This window comes from Streptomyces sp. rh34 (assembly GCF_002551245.1).
Classification (GTDB): Bacteria; Actinomycetota; Actinomycetes; order Streptomycetales; family Streptomycetaceae; genus Streptomyces.
The window spans coordinates 1-19349 of record NZ_NTGZ01000143.1 but is presented as its reverse complement, the minus strand read 5'-3'; the positions used below and the strand labels follow the sequence as shown (position 1 = coordinate 19349).

Below are 19349 nucleotides of genomic sequence, written 5' to 3'. Positions count from 1 at the left end.
CTCCGGTGGCGCAGGCCGCTCCGCCGCGCCCGCGCGGGGCCGCCGGGCCGCGTAGGGCCTTCGCGGCAGTCCGGCGATGGGCGATCGATCCGGGGTCTCTCCCAGCCGTCCGGCGATGGGGGCCCGGGGTCCCCTCCACCTGTCCGGTGATTGAGGCCCGGGGCCCCTTCCAGCCGTCCGGTGATGGAAGCCCCGGGATCCCTCCCAGCCTGTCCGGCGATAGAGGACCGGGGTCCGGGGCAGAGCCCCGAAAGCCCCGGACCTGGGGCGCTGTCATCGATCGCCGGACAGGCTGGGCGTGGCGGTCCGGTCGTTCGGCCTCGGGGGCGACGAGGACCGGGCCAGATCGCCCAGAAGCGCGCGAGCCGCCTCCGCCTCCGCCAGGATCCGCGCCACCAGCTCCGCCACGCTCGGCAGATCCTCGATCAGGGCCGCGACCTGACCCGAGGCCATGATGCCGAGGTCCGTGCGGCCGTCGACCATGGACGCCCTCAGCAGCATCGGGGTGTTCGCCGCCAGCAGCACCTGGCTCCAGCTCAGGTCCTTGCCGTGCCGCATCGCCAGCCCGTCGCGGACCATGCCCGGCCAGCTCAGGCCGGAGATCCGGCGGAAGCCGGACGCCCGTCGCAGCGCCCGGTACACGGAGCGCAGACGACCCGCACCCTCCAGCTCCGCCACCATCTCCGTACGGAGCATCCGGTGCGGGAGCCCGTCCACCGCCCTCGTCAGGGTGATGTCGTTGGCGGTCGCCGCCAGATAGCGGGCCTTCACCGCGTCCGGGACCGTCGAGTCCGAGGTCAGCAGGAACCGGGTGCCCATCGCGACGCCCGCCGCCCCGTACGCCAGCGCCGCCACCAGGCCCCGGCCGTCGTGGAAGCCGCCCGCCGCGACCACCGGGATGTCCACCGCGTCCACGACCTGCGGCAGCAGCACCGTGGTGGCGACCTCGCCGGTGTGGCCGCCGCCCTCGCCGCCCTGCACGATCACCGCGTCCGCGCCCCAGGCCGCGACCTTCTCCGCGTGACGCCGGGCCCCCACCGACGGGACGACGACCACGCCCGCGTCCTTCAGCTCCGCGATCAGCTCCTTCGACGGGGCGAGCGCGAACGACGCCACCCGCACGCCCTCCTCGACGATGATCCGGACCCGCTCCCGGGCGTCCCCCGCGTCCGCCCGCAGATTCACCCCGAACGGCGCGTCCGTCCGGGACTTCACCTCCCTCACGGCGGACCGCAGTTGATCCGTCGTCATGGTCGCCGAGGCCAGGATGCCGAGCGCCCCGGCCCGCGCGGTCGCGGTGACCAGGCGGGGGCCCGCCACCCAGCCCATCCCGGTCTGCACGATCGGGTGCCGGACGCCGACGAGGTCGGTCAGGGCGGTGCGCATCAGGACCGGACCTCCCGGTCCCGGGTGCGAGCCGGGTCGACGACCTCGCGGATCAGGGCGAGTTCGGTGGGGGAGGGGTCGCGGGTGTACGGGACGGTCTCCGGGACCGTGAGCGCGAAACCCGTCGCATCCCGGACCTGGTCCACCGTGACGCCGGGGTGGACCGAGGCCAGGCGCATCGAACGGTCGGGCGTCGCGAAGTCGAAGACCCCGAGATCGCTGACGACCCGGGGGATGCGGTGGAAGCGGGTGGCCGAGGGGCCGGCTGCCCGCGCCCTGTCGTAGCCGACTCCGCAGACCATGTCGACGCGCTCGACGAAGACGCGGGGGGAGTGCCGGGGGATCCAGTAACTCACTGGATTGTTCAGCGTGTTGACCGGTGCTCCGCGTACGCCCAGCAGCTGCCGGGAGGGCTGTTCCCAGTCGCCGACGCAGGAGATGTTCTGGTTGCCGTAACGGTCGATCTGACTCGCCCCCATCATCACGTGCCGCCGCCCGCCGGTCACCAGGGCCAGATGCCTGCGGTAGGGGAGCCAGCCCTCCGCCTCGCCGTCCGGGCCGACGAGCGTGGCCTCGCCGTCCGTGAGCAGCAGGTCGGGGGCGAAGGTCAGCCGGGCCAGCCGCGCACCGGCCGACGGCACCGCGCCCATCGGACTGGCCAGGATCTCGCCGTCGCCCCGCCAGGCCTCCGCGCACGCGATCACGCAGTGCTCGGCACGGGTGATGCTTCCGGTCGCGAACGCGTTCACTTCTGCTCCTCGTGCCAGGCGCGGACCGCCTGCTGGTAGCCCTTCTCGTCGCCGTCCGGCGGCAGGAAGCGGGCTGCGAACTCCGCCCACGCGGCCGGGTCCGCGGCCGCGGCCGCGTACGCCTTCTGGAACGGCTCGTCACGCGGGTGGTCGGGGGCGCACGAGGTGAAGTGCGCCCCGCCCGGCGTCTCCACGACACCGGTGACGGAGTGCCGTTGGACGAGGAGGGTCTGCGGGGCGGCGGAGTTCTCCGTCAACTCCCGGGTCTCCACCAGTCGTTCGCAGGAGACGTACGCCGCGTCCGCCGCTTCGCAGAACAGGTCGTCGAAGTACGGGTCGGGGCCCAGGTACTGGCCGTTGCCGCGCCGGTCCGCCCGGTTGAGGTGGACCAGCGCCGCGTCCATCCGCAGGGCCGGCGCCGCCACGAACTCCTCGCCGTCCCCGTACGGCGAAGTCACGGTGCGCAGCTCGGGGTTGACCCGCATCACGTCCGATCCGATGCCCGCGCGCACCGGCAGGAACGGCAGTCGGTTGGCCGCCGCGTGCAGTCCCCACATGAACATCGCCTCGTCGACCTCCGTCAGCGCGAACGCCCCGCGCTGCCGGGCCGCCCGGTAGTGCGGCTCCAACGGGACGGAGTCGAGCGTCACGAACGCCGTGACCAGGCGGGCGATCCGGCCCGCCGCGGCCAGCAGCCCCACGTCAGGGCCGCCGTAGGAGATCACCGTGAGATCGGTGACGGGCGACCGGAGCAGCGCCCTGACCAGGGCCATCGGCTTGCGGCGCGACCCCCAGCCGCCGATCCCGATCGTCATGCCGCTGCGCAGCCGGTCGACAACCTCCTCGGGTGTCATCGTCTTGTCGCGCACATGAGGGGGAGTGCTCATGGTTCAGGCCTCCTTGCCGAAGGTGTCGCGGACCCGGGCGGCGGTACCGGCGAGATTCGCCTCGAAGGTGAACCCCTGCTCGAAGCGGTAGCTGCGCTGTACGTCGACGGGGTCGATGCCGTTCAGCGCGGCCTTGGCGAGCCGCAGCAGATGGCCGTCCTTGGCGGCGATCTCGGCCGCCAACTCCAGCGTGGCGTCCATCAGTTCGTGGCCCGGTACCACCCGCCAGACCGATCCGTGGCCGAGCAGTTCCGTCGCGGTGACCGTGCGGGAGGTGTAGTACAGCGTGCGCATCAGGTGCTGCGGGACCAGCCGGGCGAGGTGGGTCGCGGCGCCGAGCGCGCCCCGGTCCAGCTCCGGCAGACCGAAGACGGCGTCCTCGCTCGCGACGATCGCGTCGGCGTTCCCGACGAGTCCGACCCCGCCGCCCAGGCAGAAGCCCTGCACCGACGCGACGACCGGGACCTCGCACGCGTACACCGCCGCGAACGCCTCGGCGCAGCCCCGGTTGGCGCCGATCAGCGCCCCGTGCCCCGCGTCGCGCTGCAACTCCTTGATGTCGACGCCCGCGTTGAAGCCGCGCCCGGCGGCGGCCAGGACGACGCAGCGGACCCCGGGATCCCGGCCGGCCGCCCGGACGGCGTCCGCCAGGTCGTACCAGCCCTGTACGGGAAGCGCGTTGACGGGGGGACGGTCCACGGTGACGACGCGGACGCCGTCCGAGGGGCAGGCGGTGGAGACACTCATCGGAGGATCGGCTACCTTTCCACCAAACATTTGTTAGGTGGACGGTAGCAGGCACACCCCCGACCGCCAACCGGTCGCCGGCCGGCCGTCCACCTCGACCAGCCGTCGATCATGGGGAGATGAGATGACCGCACCCACCGCACGCCGTCCCGGACTCTGCGCGGACCGGGTCGTCGCCGTCACGGGCGCCGGGCGGGGGCTCGGCCGGGCCCACGCCCTGGCCTTCGCCGCCGAAGGGGCGCGGGTCGTCGTCAACGACCTCGGCGTCGGCCCCGGCGGGGACGGGGGTTCCGCCGGCCCGGCCCGGGAGGTCGTCGACGAGATCGTGGCGGCGGGCGGCGAAGCCGTCGTCCACGGCGGCGACATCGCCACGACCGATGGTGCGGCCTGCCTGGTCGCCACCGCTGTGGAGGCCTTCGGCCGCCTCGACACCCTGGTCAACAACGCGGGCTTCCTGCGCGACCGGATGCTCGTGAACCTGGACGAGGACGACTGGGACGCGGTGATGCGGGTCCACCTCAGGGGCCACTTCCTGCCCTTGAAGCACGCCGCCGCCCACTGGCGTGCCGAGGCGAAGGCGGGCCGCCCGCCGACCGCCCGGGTGATCAACACCAGCTCCGGCGCAGGGCTTCTCGGCAGCGTCGGCCAGGGCAACTACGCGGCGGCCAAGGCCGGAATCGTCGCCCTGACCCTGGTCGCGGCGGCCGAACTGGGCCGCTACGGGGTCCATGTCAACGCCCTCGCCCCGGCCGCCCGGACCCGGATGACCGAGCGGACCTTCGCCGAGACGATGGCGGCCCCGGGGGAGGGGGAGTTCGACGCCATGGCTCCCGCCAACGTCTCGCCCCTCGTCGTCTGGCTCGGCTCCGCCGCGAGCGACGGGGTGACGGGCCGCGTCTTCGAGGCCGAGGCGGGCCGCATCACCGTCATGGAGGGCTGGCGCCCCGGCCCCACCGACGACCGGGGCGCGCGCAGGTCCCCGGCCGAGGCGGGTGAGACGGTGCGCCGGCTGCTGGCGGACGCGGAGGCGCCGGGGCGGGTCTACGGGGCACCCCAGGCGTATTGACCCGCAGGGTTGTTCACGCGGCCGGGTGGTGGGTGGCCGCCGGGCGGGTCGGCGCGGAGGCGGTGCTCAGCCGAAGACCGGGCTTTCGGTCGCGTAGAGGAAGCGGGTCCGGGAGCGGTCGAGGAAGTTCTCCTCGTCCGCCGCGATGGTGGTGGTGTAGGTGTCGGAGGTGAACCAGCGAGCGGCGTCGGCGATGCTGTCGACCCACACCTCGGCGACGCCGTCGTGGACGGCGGTGCTGATGCCGGGGATCTCGTCGCCGGTGGGCAACAGCTGGACGTAGCGCCGGACCGGGACCTCTCCGCTGGGCAGGGTCGAGAGCAGGGGGGTGTGCTTCTGCGTCCAGTACTCCACGAACTCGTCGTGGGAGAGGTCTGCTCGCCGGGTCAGGAAGATGCTGAGCTTGATCACAGGAGGCTCCTCGGGGTGGAGATTAACTTGCCTGGGCAAGTTAAAAGGTAGTTGGCGTCACTTGCCTAGGCAAGAGATGTTTGTTGCCTAGGCAAGTGACGTGGGTCACGTGGAGGACCGTCACCGCGGCTCGACGCCGAGCAGCGGGAACTCTGGCGAGACCTGCTCGCCGGCGCCCGGGCTCGCGTGACCCGGCCCCGGCACCACCCCCGCCCCCGCGCCCCGACCCTCGCGTACGGCGCGGGAAACCCGCTTGCGACCCCCTGCGGGCGCCGCCACCGGCTCCGCACAGCAGGGGCTGACGTTCCTGATCCAGGCCCGGGACCAGGGCTCCGGCCCGGGCCGTTGACGCCCGCGGATATCGGGTGGCGCGGCCCGGCCGCCGACTGTGAGGATCGCCGCATGCGCACCTTCCTGGAGACCGACCGGCTCGTCCTGCACCCGGTCACGGACGCCGACGCCCCCGACCTGCTCGCCCTCGACAACGACCCCGCCGTCATGAGGTACATCAACGGCGGACGGCCGACGAGCGCCGAGGACATCCGGGACCGGACCCTGCCGAAGCTCCTCCACGATCACGCGTGCACCGGAACCCGTGGCTTCTGGGCCGCGCGGGAGAAGGGCACCGGAGCCTTTCTGGGCTGGTTCGAGCTCCGGCCGCTGGACGACCACGACCCCGCCGTGGTCGAGCTCGGCTACCGGCTGAACCGGGCCGCCTGGGGCCGCGGTTACGCCACCGAGGGCGCGCGGGCCCTGGTCGACAAGGGGTTCACCGACCTCGGGGTCCAGCAGGTCACCGCCAACACCATGGCCGTCAACACGGGATCCCGGCGCGTGATGGAGAAGACGGGGCTGACCTTCCTGCGGACCTATACCGAGGACTGGCCGGAGGCCATCGAGGGCTCCGAGCACGGCGAGGTCGAGTACGTACTCACCCGTGAGGCATGGGAGCGAAGCCGGTAAGCGCCCCGGTAGCGACTACGACGACGGCCCACCCAGGAGGTCCGCGATCTCCCCGTGCCCCGTGTGCTGGTCCGCGCCGGCCGACGGCACCCCGTCCCGGAGCAGCTCCACCGCCAGCGTCTCCTCGCCGTCCCTGCGGTCGCGGAGCGTCACCGTCTCGATATCGGAGCCGTACGACTCCTCCAGCAGCCGCCGCAACTCCCGTTCCGGATCGAGGGCGGCGATGCGCCGCGCCTCGGCCCGGGCGAGGGCGACCACGGACTCCTGACCCGCTGCCCCCGCACCGTGCGCGAGCAGCGCCCGTACCGTCCGCGGGGATCCGCGCTGCGCCGCCAGCACCAGCATCGCCTCGCCCCGGGGGCCCGGCAGCAGCGGGTCCGCGCCATGGGCGAGGAGCACTTCCACCGTCGGGGCGTGCCCCAGACCGACCGCCCACCGCAGCGCGGTGAAGCCGAACTCCTCGCGCAGATCCGGCCGGGCCCCGGCGGACAGCAGCGCCTCCACCACCTCGGTGTGCCCGCCGCACGCCGCCCCGCACAGCGGCAGGTCACTCGCCCCGGGGCCGCTCGCCCGGTTCGGGTCGGCCCCGGCGGCGAGCAGCAGGCGCACCGCCTCCAGGCGGTCCTGCACCGACGCCAGATAGAGCGCCGTCGTGCCCTCCTCGTCGCTCGACTCGGCCGGTGCGCCCGAGCGCAGCGCCCGTACGACCGCGTTCTCGTCCTCGTACAGCGCGTCGAACAGGAGTAGTTCGTCCCTGATCGGCTCGTTCGTCATGCTTCGATCCTACGGTGGCCGGAACGGCGCTCAGGTGTCGCACTCCAGGGCGGTCCGGCACAGCCCGCAGCGCGCGGTGAACCGGCCCCGGACGGGGACCCGGATGCGCTGATGGCAGGTGGGGCAGGGGAAGGAGACGCGCAGGTGCGGGCCACCGGTCTCGAAGGCGTAGGAAACGTTCGGGTCCGCGCTCGTGCCGGGGTGGTCCTGGGCGTACCGCCGGTCCTTGGCGTAGCGCCGGCGGCCCGCCCAGCCGGCGGCGGTCAGCGGGGGTCTGCGCAGATCGTGCAGCGCCCGCTCCCGGCCCTTGGTGTACGCGGTGTACGCCTGAGGGCTGGTGAACCACGGAGAGGGATCCTCGCCGAAGGCGAACGCCCGCTTGGCCAGGACGTATCCGAACTCCTCCGGGGTGAGGTAGCCGAGCTTCTGACGGGACGTGGCGTCCTCCCGGAACGCGTCCAGCAGCAGCCAGCCCGCGCCGAGGTAGGCCGTCGTCGTGTCGGTCAGGATCTCGTTGGCGCGGGTGCCGGGGAACTCCAGGCCGAGCCGGTGCAGCAGTACATGGGTGACCTCGTGCGCGAGCGCCGCCCCGATGTCCCTGCGGTGGGTGCGGAAGCGGTCGTTGAGCTCGATGAAGTATTCGGGGCCCGCGGTGAGTTCCACGCTCGCCGCATGCTCCATCGCCCGGAAGCCGACGATCATGCGGGCCTCGGGCAGATGGAGGTGCTGGACCAGGGAACGCGCCACCCGCTGGGCTCCCAGGTGCAGATCGTCGTGGTCCGTGAACGCGGCGTCGGCGGGCGGGAGGCTGGTGCCGTAGGCGTGGACGCCGTCCGCGGAGAGCCGCCGGTAGAGGGCGGTGATGGCGGAGCGGACCGTGTCCAGATGCGGAAAGCCATGGACGACGGGTGCGCCCGGAGGGCCGTTCGCCACGTCGGAACCCCCATCCGTGACGGTCGACGGACCTCCACTGTATGCCGGGCCGGGGGAGGGGGTCCGAAAGCACTCTGATGGTCTTGGCCGAAAAGTGCACCTTGTGGCAGCGGTCACCACACACCGATAATCGGATCGTTCTTGTCGGGTTCATGACCAGTTCGGCTGTGGTGCCGGAGGTCGTCACCCGGCCGGGACACGCGTGCCGGACCGCGCGACCCACAGCTCTCTCCAACTCCCGTACTCCAGGGACTCCTGCACCACAACGCGGCACGGCAACCTCCCACAGCAACCCCCCACACGAAATCCCCCCACGAAAGAAGGCCTCCGTGAAGCTTCTGAGCGCGCTGAAAAGGTGTTCCGTCGCCATAGCCGCCGTCGCCCTCGCGACCGTCAGTCTCCAGCCCGCCTCCGCGGCCCCCCAGCCGATCGTCGGCGGCGAACGCGCAGAACAAGGCGAGTTCCCCTTCATGGTCCGGCTCTCCATGGGCTGCGGCGGTGCGCTCTACACCCAGGACATCGTCCTCACCGCCGCCCACTGCGTGGACGGTTCGGGCAACAACACCTCGATCACCGTCACCGGCGGCGTCGCCGACCTCCAGTCGCCCGACGCGGTCAAGGTCCGGTCCACCAAGGTCCTCCAGGCCCCCGGCTACAACGGCACCGGCAAGGACTGGGCGCTGATCAAGCTCGCCCGGCCGATCGATCAGCCCACCCTGAAGATCGCCACCGACGACACCTACGACGAGGGCACCTTCACCGTCGCGGGCTGGGGCGCCGACCGCGAGGGCGGCCGCCAGCAGCGCCACCTGCTCAAGGCCGACGTCCCGTTCGTCTCCGACGCCGACTGCCAGAGCGCCTACAACGACCTCGTCCCCGGTGAGGAGCTGTGCGCCGGCCTCCTCGACACCGGCGGCGTCGACAGCTGCCAGGGCGACTCCGGCGGCCCGATGTTCCGCAAGGACGACGCCGACGAGTGGGTCCAGGTCGGCATCGTCAGCTGGGGCCGGGGCTGCGCCCGCCCGGACTACCCGGGCGTCTACACCGAGGTCTCGCACTTCGCGGGCGACATCGCCTCCGCGGCCGACTCGCTCTGACCTCGCTCCGGGCTCGGGCCCCGGTCGGAGCCCGGACCCCGGTCCGGGCTCGGCACCGGATCACCGCACGCCCGGCCGGTGATCACGGCTGAACCACCCCGGGGGCGTCCGTGTCGACGGGCGCCCCCGGACCCAGCTCCACACGCGGCTCGCCCGCGTCCTCCAGCTCCAGCACCCACACCTCGTTGGCGCCGGCGCGGAGCACCGGACCCGGCACGTACAGGGTCCGCTGCGGGCCCACCGACCAGTACCGGCCCAGGCAGAAGCCGTTCACCCAGACGAACCCGCGCGTCCAGCCCGGCAGTTCGAGCCCAGCATGATCGACGCCGGAGGTGCCGGAGGCGTCTGAAGCCTCTGAAACACCTGAGGTGCGTGAGGTGCCTGAAACACCTGACGTGCCTGAAGCGCCCGCGGCCCCCTCGATGGTGAACGTCCCCCGGAACAGGCCCGTCCGCCCCGCGTCACCCGCCCCGGCGGCGGCCTCCACCGGCCCGAACGGGACCGCCGCGACCGCGTCCGCCGCCTCGAACGCATCCAGCCGCAGACCCCGGGCCCGTACCCCGTGCAGATACTGCCGCTCGTGCAGCACCCCGCCCGTGACGCCCTTCGGCTCGCCGAGGCGCGGCCCGTAGTTGACCCGGCCCAGCGACTCCACCCACAGCTCGACCTCCGCCGGGCCCGCCACCGGCTCCGGCAGCGTCCCCGACTCCTCGGTCAGCACCCCGGCCCGGACCCCGTCCACGTACACCACCGCCCGGTCCCGCAGCCCCGAAGCACGCAGCGGATACGCCTGGCGCGGCCCCGGCACCGCCACCCGGTAGCGCACGACCCCCCGGTCCACCCCCAGCTCCTCGAACGTCGGCGGCACCCCCGACTCCGTCTCCGGACCGCCCAGCGCCTCCAGCACGTCCCCGAGCCCGGCCCACTCCGCCAGCTCCACCCCCACCGGCCCGGCGAGCCCGACCGGCTCCGGCGGCAGCGCGGGCAACGGCCCCTCGGCGTAGGGCTCCAGGACCTCCCGGAACAGCCGGAACTTCTCCGTGACCCGCCCGTACTCGTCGACCGGCGCGTCGTAGTCGTACGACGTCACCGTCGGCTGGAACACCTCGTCCTGCAGAGGGCCGGACCGGTTCGCCCCCGCCCAGCCGGCGAAGTTCGTCCCCCCGTGCGCCATGTAGATGTTCACCGACGCCCCGCACTCCAGGATCTCCCGCAACGCCCCGGCAGCCTGCCCCGGATCCCGCAGCACCGGCGCGGCCCCCCAGTGGTCGAACCAGCCGCACCAGAACTCCATGCACATCAGCGGGCCGCTCGGCTGATGCCGGCGCAGCACCTCGAAGCCCTCCCGCGCCCCCGAACCGAAGTTCGCCGTCGCGAGAAGGCCCGGCACCGAACCCCCGGTCAGCATGTGGTCCTCCGGCCCGTCCGACGTGAACAGCGGCACCGTCACCCCGCACTGCCGCAACAGCCCCGCCAGCCACTCCAGATACACCGCGTCGCTGCCGAAACTCCCGTACTCGTTCTCCGCCTGCACGAGGATCACCGGGCCGCCCCGGGACACCTGCCGTGGCACCACCTGCGGCAGCAGCACCCGGAACCACCGCTCCACCACCGCCCGGTACTCCGCGTCCCGGGTGCGCACCCGCCGCCCGAACCGGCCCGTCACCCACACCGGAAGACCGCCGTTCTCCCACTCGGCGCAGATGTACGGGCCCGGCCGCACGATCGCCCACAGCCCCGCCCGCTCCGCCGCGTCCAGGAACCGGCCGAGCGCCCCCACGTCCCGGACCTCGCCCTCCCGGGGCTCGTGGAGATTCCACGGTACGTACGTCTCGACGCAGTTCAGCCCCATCGCGGCGAGCATCGCGAGCCGGTGCTCCCACTGCGCCTCGTGCACCCGGAAGTAGTGCAGAGCGCCCGACAGCAGCCGTACGGGCTTCCCGTCGAGCCGGAAGCAGTCGTCCCCCACGCTGAACTCGGTCATGGTGCTCGTATGCTCCTGTGCTCGGCCGCACCCGGCGGCCCTCGGGTCGATCGGTCCGACCACCTTCACCTCTGGCGCCGCACCCGGTCCATGGACAAAGATCGCTGTTGATTGGACGCAACGGACCGGCGGGGACCGGACACCACGGACCAGCAGGGAGAGGAAGGACCGCGATGTACCACACCTGGATGCGCTTCTTCACCCCGAGCCCGCTCCACCACCGCCTGGGCCTCGTCTGCCTCGGCGTCGGCCTCCAGCACGGCGCGCTGCCCACCATCGGACCCCGCACCCTCGACCACCACGTCGCCGTGATCGTCAACTCCGGCACCGGCTGGTTCAAGGGCCCCGACGGCCGCCGCACCCCCGTCACCGGCCCCAGCCTCATCTGGCTGACCCCCGGCACCCCCCACCACTACGGCGCCGACCCCGGCACCGGCTGGGACGAGAGCTTCGTCGACTTCACCGGCCCCGCCACCACCACGTACACCGAACTCGGCTACATCGAGCCCGAGCGCCCCCTCGTCCCCCTCTCCGACACTGCCGCCCCCCGCGCCGCCGTCGGACGCATCGTGCGCGCCGCCCGGCGCGGCAACCCGCTCCTGGAGGTGGAGACCGGGGCCGCCGTCCACGAACTCCTGGTCTCCCTGCGCCGCGCCCGCGCCGACATCGGCCCCGACGGCGACCCGGTGCTCCAGGCGCTGGCCCGCGACGCGTACCAGCCGCTCACCGTCGCCGAGCACGCCGCCCGGCACGGCATGACCCCCGCCGAACTGCGCACCGCCGTACGGCGCGGCGCCGGGTGCAGCCCCAAGGACTATCTGCTGGGCATCCGCCTGGGCCGGGCCAAGGAACTCCTCGCCGCCACCGACCTCCCGGTCGCCGCCGTGGCCCGCCGCGTCGGCTACGACGACCCCGCCTACTTCTCCCGGCTCTTCGCCCGCCGGGTCGGCACCGCCCCCGTCCGCTTCCGCGAACAGCAGGGCCGCAGCGTGCCCGGCGGCTGGAGCGACCGGGTGCCCGATCCCGGCGACCCACCGACGATCACCACGTGAGCGCGGCGGTCGAAGATCCCCCGATCGCCGGTGGGTCTAAGCTCGCTGACCATGAGTAGCGAAACCGACGTGTCCGTCCGCGCCGAGCTGAACCGGCTGCGGGAGAGCATCGACAACATCGACGCCGCCGTCGTCCACATGCTGGCCGAGCGCTTCAAGGCCACCCAGCAGGTCGGCCGCCTCAAGGCGGACCACAGACTGCCGCCCGCCGACCCCGCCCGTGAGACCCGCCAGATCGCCCGGCTCCGGCAGCTGGCGCAGAGCGCGAACCTGGACCCGGCGTTCGCCGAGAAGCTCCTCACCTTCATCATCGCCGAGGTGATCCGCCACCACGAGCGCATCGCCGACGAAGCGGAGAACGGCGACGCCGCCGACCGGACCGGGGGCACGAGGGGCACCGCCGCCGAAGCCTGACCGGCCGGCCCCGGGGGAGAGCCCGCGCGAAACCCGCCCCGCCCGCCCCGAGGACACACACTGCGAGACCCGGGGGACGCCCACCGCGAGACCCGCCCCGCGGCGCCCGCCCGGACCGCCCCGTCCGCCCACGGAGAACCCCACTGCACCCGCCGTCCCCCGTACGGCAGCATGGGGCCATGTCCGTACTGACGCGCGACGAAGCGCAGACCCGAGCCCAGTTCCTCGACGTGGAGCGGTACACGATCGCCCTCGACCTCACCACCGGCGAGGAGACCTTCGACTCCCGCACCGCCATCCGGTTCACCGCCCGCGCGGCCGGAGACACCTTCGTCGAGGTCAAGCCCGCCACCCTGCGCTCGATCAGTCTCGACGGACACCCCCTGGACCCCGCCCTCCTCGACGGCAACCGCTACCCCCTCACCGGCATCACCGCCGGCCCCCACGAACTGCACATCGACGCCGCGATGCACTACTCCCGCACCGGCGAGGGCATGCACCGCTTCACCGACCCCACCGACGGCGAGACCTACGTCTACACCCAGCTGTTCATGGAGGACGTCCAGCGCGTCTTCGCCGCCTTCGACCAGCCCGACCTCAAATCCGTCTTCGCCATCGACGTCACCGCCCCCGAAGGCTGGACCGTCCTCGGCAACGGCGTCGCCGAACACACGGGCCAGGGGCGCTGGACCATCGCCGCCACACCCCTCGTCTCCACCTACCTCGTCGCGGTCGCCGCAGGCCCCTGGCACTCGATCACCACCGAGCACGCCGGACTGCCCTTCGGCATCCACTGCCGCCGCTCCCTCGCGCCGTACCTGGACGCCGACGCCGACGAGATCCTCGACATCACCCGCGCCCTGTACGACCGCTACCACGAGAAGTTCGACGAGCCCTACCCGTTCGACTCCTACGACCAGGCCTTCGTCCCCGAGTTCAACGCGGGCGCCATGGAGAACCCCGGACTCGTCACCTTCCGCGACGAGTTCGTCTACCGCTCCGCCGTCACCGACACCGAGCGCCAGACCCGCGCCATGGTCATCGCCCACGAGATGGCCCACATGTGGTTCGGCGATCTCGTGACCCTGACCTGGTGGGACGACATCTGGCTCAACGAGTCCTTCGCCGAGTACATGGGCTACCAGACCCTCACCGAGGCGACCCTTCCCCGAGCTCTCCACTCCGTCGCCGCAGGGGAGGCCCCCTTCCCCGACACCTGGGTCGACTTCGGCGTCGCCCGCAAGGGCTGGGGCTACGACGCCGACCAGCGCCCCTCCACCCACCCCGTCGCCCCGGACCCCGACGCCGTCCCCGACACCGCGTCCGCCCTCCTCAACTTCGACGGCATCAGCTACGCCAAGGGCGCCTCCGCACTGCGCCAACTCGTCGCCTGGCTCGGCGAGAAGGACTTCCTGGCCGGCATCAACACCCACTTCGCCCGCCACAAGTTCGCCAACGCCACCCTCGCCGACTTCATCGACAACCTGGCCTCCGCCACCGACCGCGACGTCCACGCCTGGGCCGAGCAGTGGCTGCGCACCACCGGCGTCGACACCCTCACCGCCAGGATCGGCGCCCCCGAGACCGCCGAGCCCGCGCCGAACGGCAACGGCACCGGGCAGTCCTGGGCCCTCACCGTCACCCGCGACGGCTCCCGCCCCCACCGCATCACCGTCGGCGCCTACGACCACGCCCTGAACACCCAGGCCGGCCCCGGCCACCTCGCCCTGCGCGACCGCTTCGAGACCGACGTACCCGGCGACGGGACGCCCACGGTCCGCCCCGGCCGCCGCCCCGCCCTCGTCGTCCTCAACGACGGCGACCTCACCTACGCCAAGGTCCGCCTGGACACCGCCTCCTGGGACACCGCCCTGACCAGCCTCTCCGGCATCCCCGACGCCCTCACCCGGGCCGTCCTCTGGAACACCGCGCGCGACATGGTCCGCGACGCGGAGCTCCCTCCCGCCACCTACCTCGCGACCGCCCGCACGCACCTCCCGCACGAGACCGACCTCGCGCTCGTCCAGGGCGTCCTGTCCTTCGCCGCCGGCCAGGTCGTCGACCGCTACACCGTCCCCGAAGACCTGCCCGCCGCCCGCGCCACGCTCACCGACCTCTGCCGCGACCTCATCCGCCGCACCGAGGACGGCTCACAGCCGGGCCTCCGCCTCATCGCCGTACGCCACTTCATCGACGCCGCCACCCAGCCCGACACGCTCCGGAGCTGGCTCGACGAAGGCACCGTCCACGGCGGACCCGAGCTCGACCCCGAGCTGCGCTGGCGCATCCTCACCCGGCTCGCCGCCCTCGGCGCCACCGACGAGTCCGCCATCGCCACCGCGCTGGCGGCGGACCCGAGCGCCACCGGCCGCGAAGGCGCCGCCCGCTGCCGTGCCGCGCTGCCCACCGCCGAGGCCAAGGCCGCAGCCTGGGACGCGCTGTTCACCGACGACACCCTGTCCAACTACCTCTTCACCGCCACCGCCCAGGGCTTCTGGCAGCCCGGACAGGAAGAGCTCCTCGGCGGTTACGTGTCCCGCTTCTACCCGGACGCCGTCGCACTCGCCGCCCGCCGGGGCCCCGCCATCGCCGAGGCCGCCGGACGCCACGCCTTCCCCGCGTACGCCGTCGACCCCGAGAGCCTCCGCATCGGCACCCGCGCCCTGGACGACCCGGACCTCATCCCCGCCCTGCGCCGCAAGCTCGTCGACCAGCTCGACGACCTCCGCCGCGCCCTCGCCGTACGGACCGCCGCCGCCGCGACCGGCTGACCCGACGCGTACGGACGCGGGGCGGGAACCGCTTCCCGCCCCGCGGCCGGGACGGGCCCACCGGACTGTACGGAGATCAGCCGCCGCCGTGGTCGTCGTGGTCCGCGTCCGGCGTCTCGTCCGGGGCGTCGTCCCCGGAGCCGCCCGCCGCCCGCAGATCGGCCAGCAGCTCCGCCTGGCCCGCCAGCACCCCGGTCAGGATCGTCCGCGCCACCCGCAGCAGCTCCGCCACCCCCGGGTCGGCCAGCGTGTAGTGGACCGCCGATCCCTCCCGCCGGGCCGTCACGAGACCGGCACGGCGCAACACGGCCAGCTGCTGGGAGAGGTGGGCGGCCTCGACCCCCACCTCGTTCAGCATCTCCGAGACCGCGTGTTCGCGTTCACTGAGCAGTTCGAGCACCCTGATCCGGACCGGGTGCCCCAGCGTCTTGAAGAACTCCGCCTTCAATCGGTACAGCGGTGTGCTCACCGGCGCGGCCCCGTTCCGCACACCGGGAACCCGGCGCACCACAGCTGACCAGAACTCTTCTCCATGGGGTCATCCTCGCGCCTTCGCGCCCCACGGATGTACCCGGGGACCACACCCGCCCCCGAAGCCACCCGACGGCCCCCGAAGTCACCCAACGGCCCGGGCAGCCCCCCGACGGTCCGCTCACCGGCCGCCGGGCCGCAGCGGAAGGGTGATCCAGATGCTCTTGCCGCCCTCGTCGACATCGCCCCGCACCACCGCACTGCCGCCTAGACCGTGGGTCAGCTCCATCACAGTGGCCAGACCCCGGCCCGGCGCCGTCCCGGCGGACGCGAACAGAGCCGGCCGGTAGGGGTGACGGTCGTGCACGCCGAACGCGAACGTGCCCGGCCCGCCCGCGAACACCACCGTCACGTTCGGCGAGAGCACCGCCGCATGCCGCACACTGTTGGCCACCAGCTCGCTGAGGATCAGCAACGCCGGATCCCGGCACGTGTCGCCCACCCCCCACTCCAGCAGCACCTGCTCGGCCGTCTCACGGGCGATGCGCACGGCCGACCCCATCGCGGGCAGCGTCAGCACATGCCGGTACGGCAACGTGTCGGGCGGCGTGATCATCGGGCGGACTCCCGGACAGGAAAACCACCGCCGCGGGCCGGAGAGCCGCGCGGGGGCCGCGCGCCGACGGCGGAACGACCCGTACAGCATGTAGCGAATTGCCGAAATCTGCAATTCACTCATCGGGCAAGGACGAGGGCGAGGGAAAGGGCAACCCCTCCACCCCGACCCGGCCGCTCGGCCCGAACCCCACCCAGCCCTCCGCCCCCACACGCACACCCGTCCCACAACCGCACGCCCCTACCACCCCACCCCTCCCCAACCAGGCCACACCGATCACCAGTACCCCATTCGAGTTCGGATCGTTGGGCTCTTCGGCCGCGCCACCCGAAACCCGGGACAGGCCGACAAGAGACCACCCCCCCCGCACCCGAAGGACCACCCCACCCATGCCCACCCCACCCCTCGCCGGAGGCACCGCAGGCCCCGCCGCCCTCCGCCCCCTCATCGACACCGTCCTCACCGCACTCCACGACGGCGCGACCCTCCGCGACGGCCCCCTCCCCGCCGGCGGACCCGAAACCGTCACCCCCCGCACCCGCACCGCCACCCACCCCCTCATCCCCGACCACGGCACCGGCCCCCACCACGCCCTCCGCAACCTCGTCACCACCCTCGCCGCAGGCGCCGCGGACCCCGCCCACCCCCACTGCGCCGCCCACCTCCACACCCCACCCCTCGCCCTGGCAGCAGCAGCCGACCTCGCCGCCAGCGCCCTCAACCCCTCCATGGACTCCTGGGACCAGGCCCCCGCCGCCTCCGCCCTCGAAGCCGACCTCACCACCGCACTCGCCGCCGAGATCTACCCCCACACCCGCTCACCCGACGCCGTCATCACCACCGGCGGCACCGAAGCCAACCAACTCGCCCTCCTCCTCGCCCGCGAACGCCACGGCCCCGTACAGACCATCTGCGGCGCCAACGCCCACCACAGCATCACCCGCGCCGCCTGGCTCCTCGGCCTCCCCAAACCCGTCATCGTCCCCGCCCCCACCGGCACCCTCGACCTCGCCGCCCTCGACGAAGCCCTCACCGAACTCCACCGCCCCCTCCTCGTCGTCGCGACCGCCGGCACCACCGACACCGGAGACATCGACCCCCTCCACACCATCGCCGACCTCTGCACCACCCACGGCGCCGAACTCCACATCGACGCCGCCTACGGCGGCCCCCTCCTCTTCAGCCCCACCCACCGCACCCTCCTCCACGGCCTCGACCGCGCCCACAGCGTCACCCTCGACCTGCACAAACTCGGCTGGCAACCCGCCAGTGCCGGCCTCCTCGCCGTACCCGAACGCCACCACCTCACCCCCCTCCACCACCACGACCCACCCCACCCCTCACCTCACGGAAAGCGACACCCCGCGATGACCGCCCGGCCCGCCCCCGCCCCCGACCAGCCACACGACCTCGTCGGCATCGGCATCGGCCCCTTCAACCTCTCCCTCGCCGCACTCGCCCACAACATCCCCGCGAGCACCGACGACCCCCGCCCCCTCGCCGCGACCTTCTACGAACAACGCCCCGCCTTCCACTGGCACCCCGGCCTCCTCCTCGACGGCGCCAGCCTCCAAGTCCCCTTCCTCGCCGACCTCGTCACCCTCGCCGACCCCACCAGCCCCTGGAGCTTCCTCAACTACCTGCGCACCCGCGACCGCCTCTTCCCCTTCTACTTCGCCGAGCGCTTCCACATCCAACGAGCCGAATACGACGCCTACTGCCGCTGGGTCAGCGAACAACTCCCCGGCCTCCACTTCGGCCACCAGGTCGACGCCGTCCGCTGGAACACCGACCGCGCCCTCTTCGAAGTCGACTTCACCCAACTCGACCGCGACGGCGAAGCCGAAGCCCTCGGCCGCGCCTACGCCCGCCACATCGCCCTCGGTATCGGCACCGAACCCTTCGTCCCCGAACCCCTCAAACCCCTCGCCGAAGCCGAAACCGTCCCCGTACTCCACTCCGCCGACTACCTCCGCCACCGCGAACGGCTCCTCACCGCCGAACACATCACCGTCATCGGATCAGGACAGTCCGGCGCCGAGATCTTCCTCGACCTCCTGCGCGCCCGCCCCGAAGGCGCCGAGAAGATCCACTGGCTCGCCCGCACCCAGGCCTTCGCCCCCATGGAGTACTCCAAACTCGGCCTCGAACACTTCACCCCCGACTACAGCCGCTACTTCCACGCCCTCCCCGAAACCGCCCGCGACGAACTCGTCCCCCGCCAATGGCAACTCCACAAAGGCATCGACGCCGACACCATCGCCGCCATCCACGACGAGCTCTACCGCCGCACCCTCCACGGCGGCTGGCCCGACGCCACCCTCACCCCCGGCGTCCACGTCCGCACCGCCGGACGCGTCGCCGACACCCGCGTGGAACTCCACCTCGAACACACCCAGCAAGGCACCCGCTCCCGCCTCACCACCGACGCCGTCATCCTCGCCACCGGCTACCGCGAACGCCCCCTCGACGCCGTCCTCGGCGGCCTCGGCCCCTACCTCAGCCGCGACGCCTCCCACCGCCCCCGCATCGACGACCAGTACCGCCTCGTCCTCGACCCCGCCGTCACCGGACACGTCTACGTACAGAACGCCGAACGCCACACCCACGGAGTCGGCGCCCCCGACCTCGGACTCGCCGCCTGGCGCAGCGCCACCATCCTCAACAACCTCACCGGCGCCCACCCCTACCCCCTCCCCGACCGCACCGCCTTCACCACCTTCGGCCTCGCCCCCCAGCCCCCGAGAATCCCCGCCCAGGGACCAGCCCTCGCCCCCCTGAGCCACTCCGTCTAGCCCCGCACAACGAACGGCCCGGGCCCCCCGAAAGAGACCCGGGCCGAACGAACAACCCACCGCACACAGCGATACGGGAACACCGGCGATACGGGAACAACGACAACACAGGCATCACGGGAACACCGGCACTACTAGCCTCGCCGTTTCAGTTGGGGCTGCTGGGTGGCTGACCGCTCTTGTTTGAGGCTGGGTCGGCCGGTGGGCATGGTGAGGGCCCGACGCGGGGTCGG

17 protein-coding genes and 1 pseudogene are annotated in these 19349 nt (G+C 72.8%); 8 read left to right on the top strand and 10 right to left on the bottom strand.

Annotated features, from left to right (window positions below):
• Positions 1 to 273: 273 nt before the first annotated feature.
• Genes CR470_RS23770 through CR470_RS23755 form a run of 4 tightly spaced genes read right to left on the bottom strand, consistent with a single transcriptional unit; the run spans position 274 to position 3769 of the window.
• Positions 274 to 1386 carry an NAD(P)H-dependent flavin oxidoreductase gene (locus tag CR470_RS23770; protein WP_257138895.1) on the bottom strand — a complete coding sequence of 371 codons (1113 nt, stop codon included), beginning with the start codon at positions 1384 to 1386 and terminating at the stop codon, positions 274 to 276.
• Positions 1386 to 2135, bottom strand: coding sequence for a CoA-transferase subunit beta (locus CR470_RS23765; RefSeq protein ID WP_097869578.1), 750 nt, complete (start codon positions 2133 to 2135; stop codon positions 1386 to 1388). The genes CR470_RS23770 and CR470_RS23765 overlap by 1 nt, the downstream gene beginning before the upstream one ends.
• On the bottom strand, positions 2132 to 3022 hold the full coding sequence (locus CR470_RS23760; RefSeq protein ID WP_097869577.1) for a CoA transferase subunit A: 891 nt from the start codon (positions 3020 to 3022) through the stop codon (positions 2132 to 2134). Before CR470_RS23760 ends, CR470_RS23765 begins: the two co-directional genes overlap by 4 nt.
• A gap of 3 nt (positions 3023 to 3025) precedes the next feature.
• Positions 3026 to 3769, bottom strand: coding sequence for an enoyl-CoA hydratase family protein (locus tag CR470_RS23755; protein ID WP_097869576.1), 744 nt, complete (start codon positions 3767 to 3769; stop codon positions 3026 to 3028).
• 124 nt (positions 3770 to 3893) lie between these two features.
• On the opposite strand from CR470_RS23755, the gene CR470_RS23750 reads away from it, so the two are divergent.
• On the top strand, positions 3894 to 4835 hold the full coding sequence (locus CR470_RS23750) for an SDR family oxidoreductase (protein ID WP_097869575.1): 942 nt from the start codon (positions 3894 to 3896) through the stop codon (positions 4833 to 4835).
• Positions 4836 to 4901: 66 nt separating this feature from the next.
• On the opposite strand, the gene CR470_RS23745 is transcribed toward CR470_RS23750, so the two are convergent.
• The gene (locus CR470_RS23745; protein ID WP_179892360.1) at positions 4902 to 5246 is read right to left on the bottom strand and encodes an EthD domain-containing protein; all 345 of its coding nucleotides are present in this window, start codon (positions 5244 to 5246) and stop codon (positions 4902 to 4904) included.
• A gap of 402 nt (positions 5247 to 5648) precedes the next feature.
• On the opposite strand from CR470_RS23745, the gene CR470_RS23740 reads away from it, so the two are divergent.
• Positions 5649 to 6209 (top strand): GNAT family N-acetyltransferase, encoded by a 561-nt coding sequence (locus CR470_RS23740; protein WP_097869573.1) that lies wholly within the window; start codon positions 5649 to 5651, stop codon positions 6207 to 6209.
• 15 nt (positions 6210 to 6224) lie between these two features.
• Here the strand turns inward: CR470_RS23740 and CR470_RS23735 are convergent, their stop codons facing one another.
• Positions 6225 to 6983: an ankyrin repeat domain-containing protein gene (locus tag CR470_RS23735; RefSeq protein ID WP_097869572.1), complete on the bottom strand. Its 759-nt coding sequence runs from the start codon at positions 6981 to 6983 to the stop codon at positions 6225 to 6227.
• Between the two features lie 30 nt (positions 6984 to 7013).
• Positions 7014 to 7916 carry a hypothetical protein gene (locus CR470_RS23730; protein ID WP_097869571.1) on the bottom strand — a complete coding sequence of 301 codons (903 nt, stop codon included), beginning with the start codon at positions 7914 to 7916 and terminating at the stop codon, positions 7014 to 7016.
• A 329-nt stretch (positions 7917 to 8245) separates the two neighbouring features.
• Here CR470_RS23730 and CR470_RS23725 point away from each other — a divergent pair, with 329 nt between their 5' ends.
• Entirely contained in the window at positions 8246 to 9013 is a 768-nt protein-coding gene (locus tag CR470_RS23725) for a S1 family peptidase (protein WP_097869570.1), read from the top strand.
• An 82-nt stretch (positions 9014 to 9095) separates the two neighbouring features.
• Here the strand turns inward: CR470_RS23725 and CR470_RS23720 are convergent, their stop codons facing one another.
• A complete protein-coding gene (locus CR470_RS23720) occupies positions 9096 to 10997 on the bottom strand; it encodes a glycoside hydrolase family 35 protein (protein WP_097869569.1) in 1902 nt (633 codons plus the stop codon).
• A gap of 173 nt (positions 10998 to 11170) precedes the next feature.
• Between CR470_RS23720 and CR470_RS23715 the strand changes: the two genes are divergently transcribed.
• The 3 genes from CR470_RS23715 (at position 11171) to pepN (ending at position 15234) form a co-directional block, all read left to right on the top strand.
• Positions 11171 to 12049, top strand: coding sequence for an AraC family transcriptional regulator (locus tag CR470_RS23715; protein ID WP_097869568.1), 879 nt, complete (start codon positions 11171 to 11173; stop codon positions 12047 to 12049).
• Between the two features lie 51 nt (positions 12050 to 12100).
• Positions 12101 to 12463 (top strand): chorismate mutase, encoded by a 363-nt coding sequence (locus CR470_RS23710; RefSeq protein WP_097869567.1) that lies wholly within the window; start codon positions 12101 to 12103, stop codon positions 12461 to 12463.
• Between the two features lie 179 nt (positions 12464 to 12642).
• Positions 12643 to 15234 (top strand): aminopeptidase N, encoded by a 2592-nt coding sequence (gene pepN / locus CR470_RS23705; RefSeq protein ID WP_097869566.1) that lies wholly within the window; start codon positions 12643 to 12645, stop codon positions 15232 to 15234.
• A gap of 76 nt (positions 15235 to 15310) precedes the next feature.
• Here pepN and CR470_RS23700 read toward each other — a convergent pair whose 3' ends face one another.
• Both CR470_RS23700 and CR470_RS23695 read right to left on the bottom strand, forming a co-directional pair.
• The gene (locus tag CR470_RS23700) at positions 15311 to 15703 is read right to left on the bottom strand and encodes an ArsR/SmtB family transcription factor (RefSeq protein ID WP_097869579.1); all 393 of its coding nucleotides are present in this window, start codon (positions 15701 to 15703) and stop codon (positions 15311 to 15313) included.
• 183 nt (positions 15704 to 15886) lie between these two features.
• Positions 15887 to 16321, bottom strand: a complete 435-nt coding sequence (locus CR470_RS23695) for an ATP-binding protein (protein WP_097869565.1) — start codon at positions 16319 to 16321, stop codon at positions 15887 to 15889.
• A 389-nt stretch (positions 16322 to 16710) separates the two neighbouring features.
• On the opposite strand from CR470_RS23695, the pseudogene CR470_RS40710 reads away from it, so the two are divergent.
• Positions 16711 to 17619 (top strand): annotated as a pseudogene (locus tag CR470_RS40710) (pyridoxal phosphate-dependent decarboxylase family protein); the annotation flags it as partial.
• A 69-nt stretch (positions 17620 to 17688) separates the two neighbouring features.
• Entirely contained in the window at positions 17689 to 19116 is a 1428-nt protein-coding gene (locus CR470_RS40705) for a lysine N(6)-hydroxylase/L-ornithine N(5)-oxygenase family protein (RefSeq protein ID WP_257138896.1), read from the top strand.
• Positions 19117 to 19349 lie beyond the last annotated feature (233 nt).

Coding starts and splice junctions, on each gene's coding strand:
- CR470_RS23770 (WP_257138895.1), bottom strand. CDS start 1,386: ATGCGCACCGCCCTGACCGACCTCGTCGGCGTCCGGCACCCGATCGTG.
- CR470_RS23760 (WP_097869577.1), bottom strand. CDS start 3,022: ATGAGCACTCCCCCTCATGTGCGCGACAAGACGATGACACCCGAGGAG.
- CR470_RS23755 (WP_097869576.1), bottom strand. CDS start 3,769: ATGAGTGTCTCCACCGCCTGCCCCTCGGACGGCGTCCGCGTCGTCACC.
- CR470_RS23750 (WP_097869575.1), top strand. CDS start 3,894: ATGACCGCACCCACCGCACGCCGTCCCGGACTCTGCGCGGACCGGGTC.
- CR470_RS23740 (WP_097869573.1), top strand. CDS start 5,649: ATGCGCACCTTCCTGGAGACCGACCGGCTCGTCCTGCACCCGGTCACG.
- CR470_RS23735 (WP_097869572.1), bottom strand. CDS start 6,983: ATGACGAACGAGCCGATCAGGGACGAACTACTCCTGTTCGACGCGCTG.
- CR470_RS23720 (WP_097869569.1), bottom strand. CDS start 10,997: ATGACCGAGTTCAGCGTGGGGGACGACTGCTTCCGGCTCGACGGGAAG.
- CR470_RS23715 (WP_097869568.1), top strand. CDS start 11,171: ATGTACCACACCTGGATGCGCTTCTTCACCCCGAGCCCGCTCCACCAC.
- CR470_RS23710 (WP_097869567.1), top strand. CDS start 12,101: ATGAGTAGCGAAACCGACGTGTCCGTCCGCGCCGAGCTGAACCGGCTG.
- pepN (WP_097869566.1), top strand. CDS start 12,643: ATGTCCGTACTGACGCGCGACGAAGCGCAGACCCGAGCCCAGTTCCTC.
- CR470_RS23695 (WP_097869565.1), bottom strand. CDS start 16,321: ATGATCACGCCGCCCGACACGTTGCCGTACCGGCATGTGCTGACGCTG.
- CR470_RS40705 (WP_257138896.1), top strand. CDS start 17,689: ATGACCGCCCGGCCCGCCCCCGCCCCCGACCAGCCACACGACCTCGTC.